The sequence below is a fragment of the Streptomyces sp. ME19-01-6 genome (genome assembly GCF_033793745.1).
GTDB lineage: Bacteria > Actinomycetota > Actinomycetes > Streptomycetales > Streptomycetaceae > Streptomyces.
The window spans coordinates 264,294-278,036 of sequence record NZ_JARAXF010000007.1; the positions used below are offsets into that span (position 1 = coordinate 264,294).

The 13,743-nt window shown below is 71.7% G+C and carries 13 protein-coding genes; 3 read left to right on the plus strand and 10 right to left on the minus strand.

Features of this window, described 5'->3' with window-relative positions:
* The 9 genes from scpA to PV419_RS19545 form a co-directional block, all read right to left on the minus strand.
* A complete protein-coding gene (gene scpA / locus PV419_RS19505) occupies positions 1-2,169 on the minus strand; it encodes a methylmalonyl-CoA mutase (protein ID WP_319690928.1) in 2,169 nt (722 codons plus the stop codon).
* Positions 2,170-2,222: 53 nt separating this feature from the next.
* Positions 2,223-4,121: a methylmalonyl-CoA mutase small subunit gene (gene mutA / locus PV419_RS19510; RefSeq protein ID WP_319690635.1), complete on the minus strand. Its 1,899-nt coding sequence runs from the start codon at positions 4,119-4,121 to the stop codon at positions 2,223-2,225.
* 249 nt (positions 4,122-4,370) lie between these two features.
* The gene (locus tag PV419_RS19515) at positions 4,371-5,618 is read right to left on the minus strand and encodes a cytochrome P450 (protein WP_319690637.1); all 1,248 of its coding nucleotides are present in this window, start codon (positions 5,616-5,618) and stop codon (positions 4,371-4,373) included.
* A gap of 197 nt (positions 5,619-5,815) precedes the next feature.
* Positions 5,816-7,012, minus strand: a complete 1,197-nt coding sequence (locus PV419_RS19520; RefSeq protein WP_319690639.1) for an MAB_1171c family putative transporter — start codon at positions 7,010-7,012, stop codon at positions 5,816-5,818.
* Positions 7,005-7,673, minus strand: coding sequence for a hypothetical protein (locus PV419_RS19525; protein WP_319690641.1), 669 nt, complete (start codon positions 7,671-7,673; stop codon positions 7,005-7,007). Before PV419_RS19525 ends, PV419_RS19520 begins: the two co-directional genes overlap by 8 nt.
* Entirely contained in the window at positions 7,660-8,178 is a 519-nt protein-coding gene (locus tag PV419_RS19530; protein WP_319690643.1) for a helix-turn-helix transcriptional regulator, read from the minus strand. Before PV419_RS19530 ends, PV419_RS19525 begins: the two co-directional genes overlap by 14 nt.
* 235 nt (positions 8,179-8,413) lie before the next feature.
* The gene (locus PV419_RS19535; RefSeq protein WP_319690645.1) at positions 8,414-8,584 is read right to left on the minus strand and encodes a hypothetical protein; all 171 of its coding nucleotides are present in this window, start codon (positions 8,582-8,584) and stop codon (positions 8,414-8,416) included.
* 225 nt (positions 8,585-8,809) lie between these two features.
* Positions 8,810-10,081 (minus strand): MFS transporter, encoded by a 1,272-nt coding sequence (locus tag PV419_RS19540; protein WP_319690647.1) that lies wholly within the window; start codon positions 10,079-10,081, stop codon positions 8,810-8,812.
* Between the two features lie 83 nt (positions 10,082-10,164).
* The gene (locus PV419_RS19545) at positions 10,165-10,665 is read right to left on the minus strand and encodes a MarR family winged helix-turn-helix transcriptional regulator (RefSeq protein ID WP_319690649.1); all 501 of its coding nucleotides are present in this window, start codon (positions 10,663-10,665) and stop codon (positions 10,165-10,167) included.
* A 121-nt stretch (positions 10,666-10,786) separates the two neighbouring features.
* Between PV419_RS19545 and PV419_RS19550 the strand changes: the two genes are divergently transcribed.
* The gene (locus PV419_RS19550; protein ID WP_319690651.1) at positions 10,787-12,277 is read left to right on the plus strand and encodes a PQQ-binding-like beta-propeller repeat protein; all 1,491 of its coding nucleotides are present in this window, start codon (positions 10,787-10,789) and stop codon (positions 12,275-12,277) included.
* Here the strand turns inward: PV419_RS19550 and PV419_RS19555 are convergent.
* Positions 12,270-12,587 carry a helix-turn-helix domain-containing protein gene (locus PV419_RS19555; protein ID WP_319690930.1) on the minus strand — a complete coding sequence of 106 codons (318 nt, stop codon included), beginning with the start codon at positions 12,585-12,587 and terminating at the stop codon, positions 12,270-12,272. The genes PV419_RS19550 and PV419_RS19555 overlap by 8 nt on opposite strands.
* On the opposite strand from PV419_RS19555, the gene PV419_RS19560 reads away from it, so the two are divergent.
* Both PV419_RS19560 and PV419_RS19565 read left to right on the plus strand, forming a co-directional pair.
* Positions 12,474-13,112 (plus strand): hypothetical protein, encoded by a 639-nt coding sequence (locus PV419_RS19560; RefSeq protein ID WP_319690653.1) that lies wholly within the window; start codon positions 12,474-12,476, stop codon positions 13,110-13,112. The two genes, PV419_RS19555 and PV419_RS19560, sit on opposite strands and share 114 nt — an antisense overlap.
* Before the next feature lie 135 nt (positions 13,113-13,247).
* On the plus strand, positions 13,248-13,700 hold the full coding sequence (locus PV419_RS19565; RefSeq protein WP_319690654.1) for a hypothetical protein: 453 nt from the start codon (positions 13,248-13,250) through the stop codon (positions 13,698-13,700).
* The last annotated feature ends 43 nt before the right edge of the window (positions 13,701-13,743 follow it).

A 13,743-nucleotide genomic window follows, 5' to 3' on the forward strand; every position in this document is an offset into this window, starting at 1 on the left:
CTACAGCTCGTGGCCGAGGTCGGCGGCCAGCGTCTTCACCAGCTCGTACGCGGCGTCGGGGATGACCGTGCCGGGCAGGAAGACGGCGGCGGCGCCCGCCTCGTGCAGGGTCTGCACGTCCTGCGGCGGGATGACCCCGCCCACCACGATGGTGATGTCCTCCCGCCCCGCCTCGGCCAGTTGCTCGCGCAGCGCGGGCACCAGCGTCAGGTGGCCGGCCGCGAGCGAGGAGACGCCGACGATGTGCACATCGGCTTCGACCGCCTGCCACGCGACCTCCTCGGGCGTCTGGAAGAGCGGGCCGACGTCCACGTCGAAGCCCAGGTCGGCGAAGGCGGTGGCGATCACCTTCTGGCCGCGGTCGTGCCCGTCCTGGCCCATCTTGGCGACCAGGATGCGCGGGCGGCGGCCCTCGGCGCGCTCGAACTCCTCGACCAGCGCCCGGGTGCGGTCCACGCCGGAAGAGGGTCCGGCCTCGTCTCGATACACACCGGAGATCGTACGGATCTGGCCGGAGTGGCGCCCGTACACCTTCTCCAGCGCGTCGGAGATCTCACCGACGGTCGCCTTGGCGCGGGCCGCGTTCACGGCGAGCGCGAGGAGGTTGCCCGTAAGGCCCGCGCCCGGGCCGGACTCGGCGGCCGCGGTGAGCGCCCGCAGCGCGTCCTGGCAGGCGGCCTCGTCGCGCTCGGCGCGCAGCCGCCGCAACTTCTCGAACTGCTGGGCGCGCACCGCGGAGTTGTCGACCTTCAGGACATCGATCTGCTCGTCGCTGGTGCCATTTTCAGGGCGGTACTTGTTGACGCCGATCACCGGCTGCCGCCCCGAGTCGATCCGCGCCTGGGTACGGGCCGCGGCCTCCTCGACGCGCATCTTGGGGATGCCGGCGTCGATGGCCTTGGCCATGCCGCCGGCGGCCTCGACCTCCTGGATGTGCTGCCAGGCGCGCCGGGCCAGGTCGTGGGTGAGCCGCTCCACATACGCGCTGCCGCCCCACGGGTCGATCACCCGGCAGGTGCCGGACTCCTGCTGGAGCAGGATCTGGGTGTTGCGGGCGATGCGCGCGGAGAAGTCGGTGGGCAGCGCGAGGGCCTCGTCGAGGGCGTTGGTGTGCAGCGACTGGGTGTGGCCCTGGGTGGCGGCCATGGCCTCCACGCAGGTGCGGGCCACGTTGTTGAACACGTCCTGGGCGGTCAGCGACCAGCCGGAGGTCTGCGAATGGGTGCGCAGCGACAGTGACTTGGGGTTCTTGGGGTCGAACTGGCCGACCAGCTTGGCCCACAGCAGCCGGGCCGCCCGCAGTTTGGCGATCTCCATGAAGAAGTTCATGCCGATCGCCCAGAAGAACGAGAGCCGGGGCGCGAACGCGTCCACGTCCATCCCGGCGTCGAGCCCGGCACGCAGGTACTCCACGCCGTCGGCGAGGGTGTAGGCCAGCTCCAAGTCGGCCGTGGCGCCCGCTTCCTGGATGTGGTAACCCGAGATGGAGATGGAGTTGTAGCGCGGCATCCGCTGCGAGGTGAAGGCGAAGATGTCGGAGATGATCCGCATCGACGGCTGCGGCGGATAGATGTAGGTGTTGCGGACCATGAACTCCTTGAGGATGTCGTTCTGGATGGTCCCGGCCAGCTTGTCGGGCGCCACGCCCTGTTCCTCGGCGGCGACGATGTAGAGCGCGAGGACGGGCAGCACCGCGCCGTTCATCGTCATCGACACGCTCATCCGGTCCAGCGGGATGCCGTCGAAGAGCTGCCGCATGTCGTAGATGGAGTCGATGGCCACGCCCGCCATGCCGACGTCACCGGTGACTCTGGGGTGGTCGCTGTCGTAGCCGCGGTGGGTGGGCAGGTCGAAGGCGACCGAGAGGCCCTTCTGGCCCGCGGCGAGGTTGCGGCGGTAGAAGGCGTTGGACTCCTCGGCGGTGGAAAAGCCCGCGTACTGGCGGATGGTCCAGGGCTGGTTGACGTACATCGTCGGATACGGGCCGCGCAGATACGGCGCGATGCCCGGGTAGGTGCCCAGGAAGTCGAGACCGGCCAGGTCCTCAGGCCCGTACAGCGGCTTGACCCCGATGCCCTCGGGGGTGTCCCACACCAGGTCCAGGGCGTCCTTGCCGGTGGCGCTCTGCAGCGCCTCCGTCCACGCCGCGACGCCCGCCGCGCCGGACATCTCGTCCGGTGTCCCGAGGTCGACCGTGGAGAAGTCAGGAATCCCGCTCACGGTCACGCCACCCCCATCGTCTCGAGGGCCGAGGTGAGCACCCCGACCGCGTCACAGCCGGCGAAGACGAACGCGTCCACCCCGGCCCGTTGCAACTCCCCGCGCCGCTCCTGGCGCCACTCACCGGGCCTGCCCGCCAGGTAGACGCGCTGCGCTCCGGCGGCCTTCAGCCGCTTCGCCACGGCCACCGCCTCCTGCTCGTACACCGTGTCACTCGAACACAGACAGGCCACGCGGGCGCCGCTGGCGGCGAACGCCTCGGCGGCCGACTCCGCGTCGACCGTGGCCGGTTCGTGCACCGCCTCGATGCCGCCCGCCCGGAAGAGGTTGGCGGCGAACGCGGCGCGCGCGGTGTGCGCGGCCGCGGGGCCGAGCGCGGCCAGGAACACCCGGGGCCGGGCCCCCTCCGCCGCCAGGTGGGCGTCGGAGCGGGCGCGCAGCGCCTCGTACGCCTCGTCGCGGCGCACCCGCGGCAGGCCGCCGCCCGGCGGTACGGGGACGGGCTCGCGCTCCACCGGCTGCTCCGCGAGGTTCGGGAACTCGCTGACGCCGGTGATCGGCTCCTTGCGGCGGGCGAGGTCCTTCGCGCGGCGCTCCCAGGTGGCGGCCAGCCGCCGCTCCACAAGACCGGAGGCGAGGGCCTGCTCCAGCCCCCCGGCGCGCTCGATCTCCTGGAAGAAGGCCCAGGCCGCCTTGGCCACGTCGTCGGTGAGGCTCTCGACGTACCAGGAGCCTCCGGCCGGGTCGATCACCCGCGCCAGGTGCGACTCCTCGAGCAGGATCGTGGAGGTGTTGCGGGCGATCCGGCGGGCGAAGTCGTCGGGCAGGCCGATCGCGCTGTCGAAGGGCAGCACGGTGACGGCGTCGGCCCCGCCCACCCCGGCGGCCAGGGCCGCGACGGTGGTGCGGAGCATATTCACCCACGGATCGCGGCGGGTCATCATCACCGGGGAGGTCACCGCGTGCTGGCGCTGGGCGGCCGCCTCGGTGGGCGCGCCGCACACCTGCGCCACGCGCGCCCACAGCCGCCTGGCGGCGCGCAGCTTGGCGATGGTGAGGAACTGGTCGGCGGTGGCCGCATAGCGGAACTCCAGCTGGGCGCAGGCCGCTTCGGCCGACAGCGGCCCGGCGTCGGTCAGCGCGCGCAGATACTCCACGCCCGCGGCGAGGGAGCAGCCGAGCTCCTGTGCCGCCGAGCCGCCGGCCTCGTGGTACGGCAGGGCGTCCACGGTGAAGGCCCGCACGCCCGGGTGGTCGCGGTCGCAGACCGCCGCGAGCTCGGTGGCGGCGGACAGGTGGGCCGCGAGGTCGGTGTGGTCACCGGTGCGGGCCGCCAGGCCCAGCGGGTCGGCGCCGAGGTTGCCGAGGGCCGCGCGCGGCGGCACCTTGCGGTCGGCGTACAGCCGCAGCAGCGCGTGGGCGGCGGCGTCGAAGTCGGCGCCCGCGTCGAGGACGACGGGGGCGAGGTCGAGATAGACCCCCTTGAGGGCCTCGGGCAGCGCCTCCACGGGCAGGCCGGCCGCGCCGACCGCCAGCCACAGCGAACCGGCCCCGTTCTCCAGGTCCGCGAGCACCGCGCGGTTGGTGTGGCCGGGGTCGTGGTGGGCGTGTCGCTGGCGTACCCCCCAGCCGGACACCGTGGAGCCCTGCGCCCGCCCGCCGCGCACGAAGGGCGCGAACCCGGGATAGCCGGGGTCGGGAGGCGCGTCCTCAGCGGTGTAGAGGGGGCGGACGGAGATTCCGTCGTCGAACTCGGTGGCGAGCGCCTCCGCGGCCTGCGCGCCCACGGCATCCACAGTGCCGGATTTGCGCAGCACCCCTTCGACGAGGTGGTGCCACTGGTCTCGGGTCGCCTCCGGGAAATCGGCGGCAAGCGGCAGGTCATCAGGCAGGACCGTCATGGGAGGAGGCTAGTGCGAGGGTCTAAAGCGAAAGCAGTGTCTCCCTCTGTGACCTTGCTCTCTAGCTCAATCTCTAGCCCATCCGGCCCTGTGATGGCGATCCGGCCCTGTGATGGCGCCCGAACACCTCGCCCCCTCGGGACGACGAAGGCCCGCCCGGTGCGACGGGGGATGCACACCGGGCGGGCTCAAGACCTTTCTACCGCATCGAAGCGCAGTTATGCATCAAAAGCTTGTGCGCTTTCCCCGCTACCATGCGACGGGAAGCGAGATCAAGCCACGTGCGCGAATCGTCGGCCGCCGGCGCAGCTGTGGGCGCGGAACATCGAGACGCAGCCCCGGAAGGCGGCTCAACAGGGCGGCCAGCGCCGTTTCGGCCTCCAGACGAGCCAGCGGGGCGCCAAGGCAGTAGTGGATTCCGTGGCCGAAGGCAAGATGCCCCCATCGGCCAAAATTCAAATCAAGTCGGTCCGGTTCTTTGAATTGGCCGGGGTCGCGGTTGGCGGAGGCCAGCGAGAGCAGCACGGTCTCCCCCGCCGGGACCGTCACTCCGCCGACCTCCACGTCCTCGAGCGGAAAGCGGCGGATCGCCAGCGGCGCCGGGCCGTCGTGGCGCGCGAACTCCTCGACCGCCGCCGCGATGCCGGCGGGCCGTTCGCGCAGTTCCCGCAGCAGCGAGGGGTGGTCGAGCAACGCGAGCAACGCGTTGCCGATGAGGTGGGTCACGTTCTCGTACCCGGCGAGCAGCAACAGAAAGGCCAGCGAGGTCAGTTCGTCCTCGGTGAGCCGGTCGCCACCGGCGCCGGCTCCGTCCCCAGCGTCATCCCGTACCGCGATCAGGTCGGAGAGCAGATCGTCGCCGGGCTCCTCGCGCTTGCTCGCGATCAGGCCGGTGTAGAAGCGCAGCATGCTGCCGACCGCTTCCTTCGCCAGGTGCGGCCGCGCCGGGTCGGGGGCGATGAGCGCGTCGCTCCAGGCGCGGAAGTCCCGCCGGTCCCGCTGGGGGACGCCGAGCAGATCGCAGATCACGACGATGGGCAGCGGCCCGGCGTACGCGGCGATCAGATCGGCCCGGCCGGCCGGCTCGACGGCGTCGAGGAGTGCGTCCGCGGCGCGCCGGACCGGCTCCCGCATCCGCTCGACACGCCCGGGGGTGAAGGCCTTGGCCACCAGGCGACGCACCCGTGTGTGGTCCGGGGGGTCCATGTTGAGCAAATTGGCGTCCAGGGCGGGCGGCAGGGCGAAACCGCGGAAGTTGCCGGGCAGCGCGTTGCTCTTGTCCAGGGACAGCCGGGGGTCGGCGAGCGCCCGCCGCACATCGTCGTAGCGGGTCACCAGCCAGGCGGGCTGCCCGTCCGGACCCGAGATCCGGTGGGCGGGGCCCGCCTCGCGCAGCGAGGCGTACGTGGCGTGCGGATCCTCCAGCAGCGCGCGGGTGTCGAGCGGCTCGGGCGGGCCGGGAACAGCGGTGTTCGCGGATGTCGCGGAGTTCTGCATGGCTCCCGACTCTAGGCCCCGGTCCGTCGGCCCCGGTCGGTCAGAGCCAGTCTCCCGAGACTGGTCCCCGAGCCCGGTCCGGGCGGTGTGTCGCATGGTGGCCGAGAGGCGGCGCCGGGGCTGAATCTCCCCGGCGCCGCCCTGTGCCACGGGCGGCCCCGACCCCCGTCCAGGGCCACCTCGCTCTCGGTCCCCCTTCACTGCCGCTGGGCGGCGGTCCGTTCGCCCAGCTCCTCAAGCACCTCGTCGACGAGCGGCAGGTGGTACACGTCGGCGACGCGCGCCAGGTGCTCATGCTCCTGGCCCGGCCCGGCGCCCGTCTCCACCACCACGCTGTCAGCGCCGGGCACCGGTACGCGCCCGGCCGCTTGGTTCAGCAAACCGCGTCGGAGCGCCGCCGCTTCCATGAATGCAACAAGTTGCCAATCCCCGAGTCCGGCGGAACGCCCCTTGACACGGGCGATCTCCAGGGCTTCCGCCTCCACATGGCGGCGGACGCCGCGCTGCACGTCCCGGATCTCCGCCATCTGCCGGTTGGCCCGCCACTCCAAGTCGGCGAACGGCCACCAGTCGGGCCAGCGGGGGCTCCCCATGTACGTCGCCATCGCCACCTCCGGCGCCTGGGCGGTGACCTCCCGCCACAGCGGGTTCAGCCGGCGGAGCCGGCGCCAGGCGGAGGCGCGCGGCCCGAGCGCCGGGATGGCGAACCCGGCCAGGACCAGCAGGGCCGCAACCGAAGCGGTCAGCGGCGCCACGCCGTTGGACAGCCAGGGCATATCCCGGCCCGCCCAGGAGAAGAGAAAGCCGATCACCTTGCAGGCGCAGTACGCCAGGCCCAGCCAGCACCCGGCGGCCAACACCCGCAGCCCCCGGGCTAGCCAGGAGCCCCGCAGGGTGGACGCGTAGCGCCGGCACAGCACCCCGAGCCCCGCCAGGCCCGAACCGAAAATGGCCAGATACAGCACCAGGAAGGTGACAACGCCCGGCGCGTCCGCATAGGCGGTGCTGAAGTCGCGGGGGTGCTCGACGGCGTCGGGGCGCCCGACGGCGAAGCCGACGACGGCGACCGACCACGCCGCGCCGACGGCGGTCACCACCGTACGGGGCCGCACCGCCGACGCGGTCCAGCGCAGCATCAGCACCAGGGCGCCGGTGGCGAACACCACCACCGAGGAGTAGAGGAAGACCATGGCCAGGTTGGCCACGCCCACCAGGTGGTCGAACCAGCGGTAGACACTCGGCGCGGAGAGCAGGAACACATTCGCCACGCCGGCCGTCATGACGCAGGTCAGGCCGAGGTCGGCGTTCTGCCGGTCGCGGAACCAGGCACGGGCCTTGTACGCGACGATCGCCCACGCGGCGGCGCCGAAGCACAGGTAGACGACGTCAAACACGCGCGCCCCCGCCCTCGTCACCGCTCGGGGCGTCACCCGCGCCGCCCGCCCGCGCGCCGCGGACATGCCGCAGCGCGGGCCCGAGCGCGGTGGCGAGCTCGGCCGCCCGCCCCTCGAGCGGCAGCCTGTCGTCGGGCGAGGCCGGCACCACGCGCTCCATGAGGAGGGTGCCCAGCACTTCGGTCTCACGCTCGGTCAGGTCGTCGTAGCAGTGGTGGCGCGCGAAGTCCGCTGTCATCCCCAACCGGCGCATGGCAGTGGTGACATCCACCGACGGCGCCCACATGCGCAGCGCGTCCTCGGTGACGGCCGGGTCCTGGTCGTGGCCGAGCAGCAGATGACCGACCTCGTGCAGCACGATGTGGGTCTGGTGCCAGGGGGACGTCCGCAGCTCGTAGAAGATCCAGAATCCCTCGTCGGTGCTGGCCGTCATGCCCGAGACCACGCCGCCCAGGCTCATCGGCACCAGATGGACGGGACGTCCCACCCGCCCCGCCACGAGGTCGCACAGACCTGGCAGGTCGGTCGTGGCCGGCAGCCCGAGCTCCTTGATGAGCTGCTTGCACCGCCGCCGTATCCGTCCCACTCGCATGCCCGCACCGTCCTCGTATCCGATCCGCCGCCAGGAGTGGAACAGCCGCTCCTGATCACCGTCGGCCACTGGGCGCCCCGTTGTCGGGATCCCCCGGGTCGCCCCGACCGTCGGCTTCGGCCGGGTCGGGCGGGAGGTTCATCTGCTGTCGGAACTGGGAGATGATGGCGGTCAGGCTGTCCTGGACCTCCGGTGGCAGGCCCACCGAGCGCAGCGCGATGCCGCGCACCCGCTTGTCGCGCATCGCGACCAGGAACCGCACCTCTTCCTCAACCCGCTCGGCCTGTGACGGGGACAGGTCCCCCAACAGATAGCCGACGGGCACGCCGAAGAACTTGGCCAGGGCCCGGAGCACGTCCGGGCTCGGGTTGGTGCGCTTGCCATTGCGCAGCATGGACAGGTACTGCTCGGTCAGGCGGACCCCGCCGTACTCGTCGCCGCCGCTGATGGCCTCGGCCACATGGGCGTTGGTGTAAGGCGCGCCCGGCGGGTGCATGGCGGCGAACAGGTAGTTGAGCCGCCGCGCCAGCGGGCTGCCGTCGGCGTCCGGCGACCCATGGGTCCCCACTGCCATCCGCACCCCCTCCTGCTGGTCACGGCGCGTTCACTCACGGTTGGTTAAGGCGGACTCGGCCGCGCGATGCATCCTGCCATGGGCATCGGGCAGCACACCAGCCCACCTCCGGCCAATCACGGCCGGGGCGGACTTAACCATCAGTTGAGGAGCGCGCGAGCGGCGAGAGGGGTGGCAAGAGAGAAAAGCCTCGTGCTGCCGCGCCGGGCGCGTGAGTTCGGGGGCGCTCGCCGCGTCAGTCCACGCTCTGGAGGATGTGCGGCTCGGCCAGGTCGTCCTCGTACCCGGCGAGCCGGATCGGGGCCGATCTCGCCCAGACTTCCAGGCTGCCCACCTCCGACCGCTCCGCGAACCTGCCGAGGTCCCTGGCCGGCGAATCGTCGCTCTGTGTCTTCTCGGGGGTCACCGCACACTCCCTTGGTGTCGGCTGAACCGGATGTGTCGCCAGGTTAACGAGATCCAGAACGCCGTGCGCGTTGATTCCCAAGGAGTGGACACCCCGTCCCGGGACCACGGGCCGGTGACCACCGGCCCGCCTCGCGGCGCACCAGGCCACGAGGCGGGACGGGGGCGGGAACCGCCGAACGGGTGACACGGTGCGGCGCACCCCTCGCGGCCCGGTTTCATGGCCTCAGCTCGCGGAGCCGACGTCCTCGGCGAGCGCGCCCCGCTCCAGCCGCTCCTCGCGGTTCTCGGCCGGGGTGTGCAGCGCCGCCTCGGCCGCCTGGGCCCGCTCGGCGTCGGCGAGCAGAGAGTGGCCGGTTGTCAGAACGGCCAGACCGATTAGGACCGCGGCCGCCCCGACGTAGAACGGCACATGCATGTCGTAGTGCTCGGCCAGCCGGCCCGCGGCATACGGCGCCAGGCCACCGCCGATGAACCGGACGAAGCCGTAGGCCGCGGAGGCCACCGAGCGCTCGACCGGGGCGACGGTCATGACCGCCTGGGTGGTGATGGTGTTGTTCACACCGATGAAGGCGCCGGCCAGGATCACCGCGGCGATCAGCGTCGTCCGGGACGAGGTGAACAACCCGATGACCAGGATGTCCAGGGCGAACAGCGCCAGGTTGAGGTAGAGGGCGCGGGCTATGCCGAAGCGGGCCTGGAGCCGGGGCGCCACGAAGACGGAGAAGACGGCGACCAGCACGCCCCAGCCGGTGAAGACATAGCCGAGCTCATGGGTGCCCAGCCCCATCGGATACGGAGAGTAACCGAGGACCGTGAAGAAGCCCCAGTTGTAGCAGAGCGCCATCAGGCCCATGATGAGCAGCCCGCGGTGACGGAGCGCCTTGAGCGGGTCGAGGAGCGAGGCGCGGCGGGCCGGGGTCGGGGTCGGCTGGACGAGGATCAGGGTGGCGATCAACGCGATCGCCATCAGCACGGCGACGCCGAAGAAGGGCCCGCGCCAGCTGATGCCACCCAGCTCGCCACCCAGCAGCGGGCCGACGGCGATGCCGACACCGAGAGCGGTCTCGTAGAGGATGATCGCCCCGGCGAAGCCGCCGCTCGCCGATCCGACGATCACAGCGAGCGAGGTGGCGATGAACAGGGCGTTACCCAGGCCCCAGCCCGCGCGGAAGCCGACGATGCCGCCGATGCTCCCGGACGCGCCCGCGAGCGCACTGAACACCACGATGACCGCCAGGCCCGCCACCAGGGTCCGCTTGGCGCCGATGCGGCTGGAGACGAAGCCGGTGACCAGCATGGCGACGGCGGTGACCACCAGATAGCTGGTGAACAGCAGCGACACCTGGCTGGGCGTGGCATGCAGCTGGCTGGACAGGGCGGGCAGGATGGGGTCGACGAGCCCGATGCCCATGAAAGAGATCACACAGGCGAAGGCCACGGCCCATACGGCCTTCGGCTGCCGGAACGGACTCGGGGCGCTGACGTGAGCGGACAAGGTGTACTCCAGGTCGGAATGCGTTCTTCGAATGCGCTCTCGCGGTGGTGGAGCAGGGGCGGGCGATAAAAGGTGACGCTTCGTCATCTCGACCGCACCGCAGACTGATCACCCGGGGCGGCCGCGGTCGCCACGAGGCGCCGCAGGGCGGGCGCGGCCGAGCGGACCGCGGCGGCGAGTGTCGCCTGATCCTCGGGCGGGAGCGTGGCCAGCAGATCGGACAGCCGCTCGACACGGTCCCGGCGGCGCTCGGCGAGCAGCCGCCGCCCGGCGTCGGTGACGGACACGAGCACGGCCCGGCCGTCGTCCGGGTCGGCGACCCGGGCCATCAACCCCTGCTTGGTCAGGCGCTGCACCAGCTGGGTCATGGCGGGCTGGCTCACTCCCTCGTCGGCGGCGAGGGCGGTGAGTCGGGTGGGACCCTCGCGGGCCAGTCGGCCGAGCGCGGAGGCGGCAGTCATGCTGATGTCCCGCTTGGCCAGTTGACGCACCGCCAGCACCGCGAACTGCTCGAGGACGTCGGCGATCTCCTGGCGCCTCTCGTGGCCGGCCAGGCTCCCTCGCCTTATAGCTGCATCATCCACGTATTCATTTGTATCACACACCTATATAAACGGGCGAGTCTTGGCATGCCGCTCACCCGGTGCCGCGCGTTAAGGTCTCCTGCGCGTCGTTGGCGCGCTTTTCACACTCCGCGGGGGGACCGTGTCGATTTCGCGTGCCATCAAGCCCGTCGCCTTGCCCCTGGCAGGGGTCTTGGTGTCCTGGGCCGTGGTGTTCCACTGGCTGGGGTGGTCCGCGCTGTCCAGCGAGTCGCAGGGAGCGTGCGGGGGCCATTACGACCCGTGCCCCGAAGGGCTCACCCCGGTGCTCATCCTCGCGTTCGTCTTCTCCTTTGCCGGTACCTTCGGGATGGCCATCGCCGTCGCGGTGAACAGCGGGTCGCTGGCCAAACCCTGGATCGTGTCACTGGTCGTGGTGGGCCTGGCCGGCGGCGTATGGCCGGGCGTGCTGGGATACGAATGGCTGCGCGGGCCGCACCTGGACGTGGCCTGGGAGGCGCCCCGGGACCGCCCCTCCTCCGTGCGGACCGTCGGTGACTGGATGCCGGGGCCGTCCACCCTCATCAGGGCGCGCAACGACGGACTGTTCGCCTACGACACCTCGGACGGCACCCGGCGGTGGACCCTCCCGGCGCCCGAGCGGAGATCGGTGTGCACGATGAGCCGTACCACGCCGTCCGCCATCGGTCTTGTGGGCCTCGGGCGGTACGAGAAGCCCTGCGACACCGTGATGGCCGTCGATCTGTCCTCGGGCCGTGAGCTGTGGACGAAGAAGATCCGCGCCGATGGCTCCTTCACCCGGGCCACCGACTCCCGGCTGGTCGGCGCCGGTGACACCGTGGTGGCCCTGGAGGGGAAGGCGGTCGTCGGGCTCGGGCTGCGCGACGGCGCGGCCCGGTGGCGCAGTCCGCTGGACGAGACGTGCGAGGCCCTGACCGTCGACGCGACGCCCGAGCGGGCCCTGGTCGTGGAGCAGTGCACCGGCACCGACGGGAAGAACACGAAGATACGGCTGTCCGCCCTCGACACCCGGTCCGGCGCACGGCAGTGGCGCAGCACGCTGCCGACGGAGAGCCGCTGGGAGACGGTGTTCATGCTCTCGGCCGATCCCATCGTCATGTATGTGAACGAGGACGACGATCGCGGGACCGACGCGGTGATCAGCTTCGACGGCAAGGGACGGCGGCAGGCCGTGATCCCCCGGTCCGGGCAGGAGGACGACCTCAACTTCGAGGTCATGCCCTACGCCTTCAGCGAACCATTCGACGCACGGCCGGTCTTCCGGTCGGTGGTGACCAAAGGACTGTTCATCAGCGCTGTCGGCCCGACGGAGAAGGACGATCCACAGCACGTCGCCGCTTATTCGCTGAAGAACGGCGGACGCGTCTGGAAGACATCGCTCGGCGCGACCGTCGCCGCCCTGGCGCAGGACCGCGCGGGAGAGCTCGATCTCCTGGCCGGTGGCGACCTGTGGCGCCTCGACCCGGCCACCGGCGAGAAGCACGGCAGGACCCCGCTGCGCGGCGCACCGGTCGGCGACATCCTCGCCCTGCACCGGGTGAAGAGCGGCCGGTACGTGATCGTCAACTCGAACGGGGCGAAGGACACGCCACCGGTGTTCGCGGTCAAGTAGCCGAGGACGCGACCCTCGTCCGTGGAGCGGACACACTCGCGCTCGGCTCCGTCTTGTTCGCGGTCGGGGCGCCGGGCAGCATGCCGCGGCGGAAGTCCCCCGGGCTGGTGCCGCAGTGGCGGGCGAAGAACTTGCCGAAGTTGGTGCGTTCGGACAGGCCCAGGCGGCGTGCGATCACGGCGACGGGCTCATCTGTGTGGGCGAGGAGCCGCTGGGCCTGGAGGGCGACGCGGGCATCGATGGCCTGTTTGGCGGACTGCCCGGTGGCGGCCCGGCAGACGCGGGTGAGGGTTTTGACGATGTAGCCCAGGCGGTCGGCATAGTCCTCGGCGCGCCGGGTGGTGGCGTAGGCGCGCTCCAGCTCGGCGCGGAAGCGGGCAGCGTAGACCTCGCCGCCGGCGTGCGGGTCGGTGTGCGTCCCGCTGTGAGGGAGGCGTCCGATGCGCAGCAGAAGAGCGGCGAGCAGCAGGCGCAGGATGCCTCGGGAGGCTCCCTGGGGGCGGGTGATTCGGCGCTGAGCCGGCTGAGCAGGGCGGAGGTGGTGGCGTGGTCACCGCTGGTTCCCAGTTGCCGGCAGCTCGGTCCGGACCAGTCGTCGGCGAGCTGGTCGATGGGCGTGGCCGGCGCGGGGAAGGAAGTCGGCGCGGTGCACCCGTTGCAGGCTGCCGTCGGCGACCCGGCTGTGCAGTGCGGCCAGGTCAGTGATCTCGAAGCCGGGCACCGGGGAGTGCGGCGGGTTGCACCCGAACCCTGGGATGGGGGCCTCTTCGGCACCCTCTGGGCCGTCCGGGCCGTCCGGGCTGTTCGTGGCGCCGACGCCGATGCCTGTTTTTGACCACGACACGTCTTCACCGTACCGCGCCTGTCTGCGGCTTTGCGCGGACAGTGGATGACGAGGCAACACAGGAGACTCGCCTTACCAGCACGCCTGACCCAGAGCACCCGCAGCACCACCGAAAAGGATCACGTGATGAGCAGGATCGTCGTGTTCGGGGCCGCCGGCAAGGCCGGCTCCGCGTCGTCGCCGAGGCCGCCGCCCGCGGCCACCAGGTCACCGCCGTGGCTGACCGTCGGCGGCCCGGACGCCGGCCTCTACGCCGGCGCCGTCGCTGCCGCCGCCGTGGCCGTGGGCGCCCTGGGCCCGGCCGGCCCGCGCATCATCCACATGGGCGGCGGTGCCAGCCTCCTCAACGACGACGGAGTGCGCTTCTTCGACGCCCCCGGCTTCCCCGAGGAGTTCAAGCCGTACGCCATCGGGCAGATCCGCGCGCTGGACGCCTACCTCGCCCTCGACGACTCCGTGACCTGGACCTATCTGTCCCCGCCCCCGGTCCACTTCGCCCCCCGGCGAGCGCACCGGCCACGATCGCACCGGTCTCGACCACCCCGTCGTGGGGCAGGACGGCCAGGCCCGCATCGCTGACCCACCCGGCCTGCGGATGAGACGGCGGCCGATGTGGACCGCC

Bases quoted from the DNA above. Each gene is read 5' to 3' on its own strand.
- PV419_RS19530 (WP_319690643.1), bottom strand. From the start codon at position 8,178: ATGGCAGTGGGGACCCATGGGTCGCCGGACGCCGACGGCAGCCCGCTG.
- mutA (WP_319690635.1), bottom strand. From the start codon at position 4,121: ATGACGGTCCTGCCTGATGACCTGCCGCTTGCCGCCGATTTCCCGGAG.
- scpA (WP_319690928.1), bottom strand. From the start codon at position 2,169: ATGTCCGGCGCGGCGGGCGTCGCGGCGTGGACGGAGGCGCTGCAGAGC.
- PV419_RS19515 (WP_319690637.1), bottom strand. From the start codon at position 5,618: ATGCAGAACTCCGCGACATCCGCGAACACCGCTGTTCCCGGCCCGCCC.
- PV419_RS19565 (WP_319690654.1), top strand. From the start codon at position 13,248: ATGAGCAGGATCGTCGTGTTCGGGGCCGCCGGCAAGGCCGGCTCCGCG.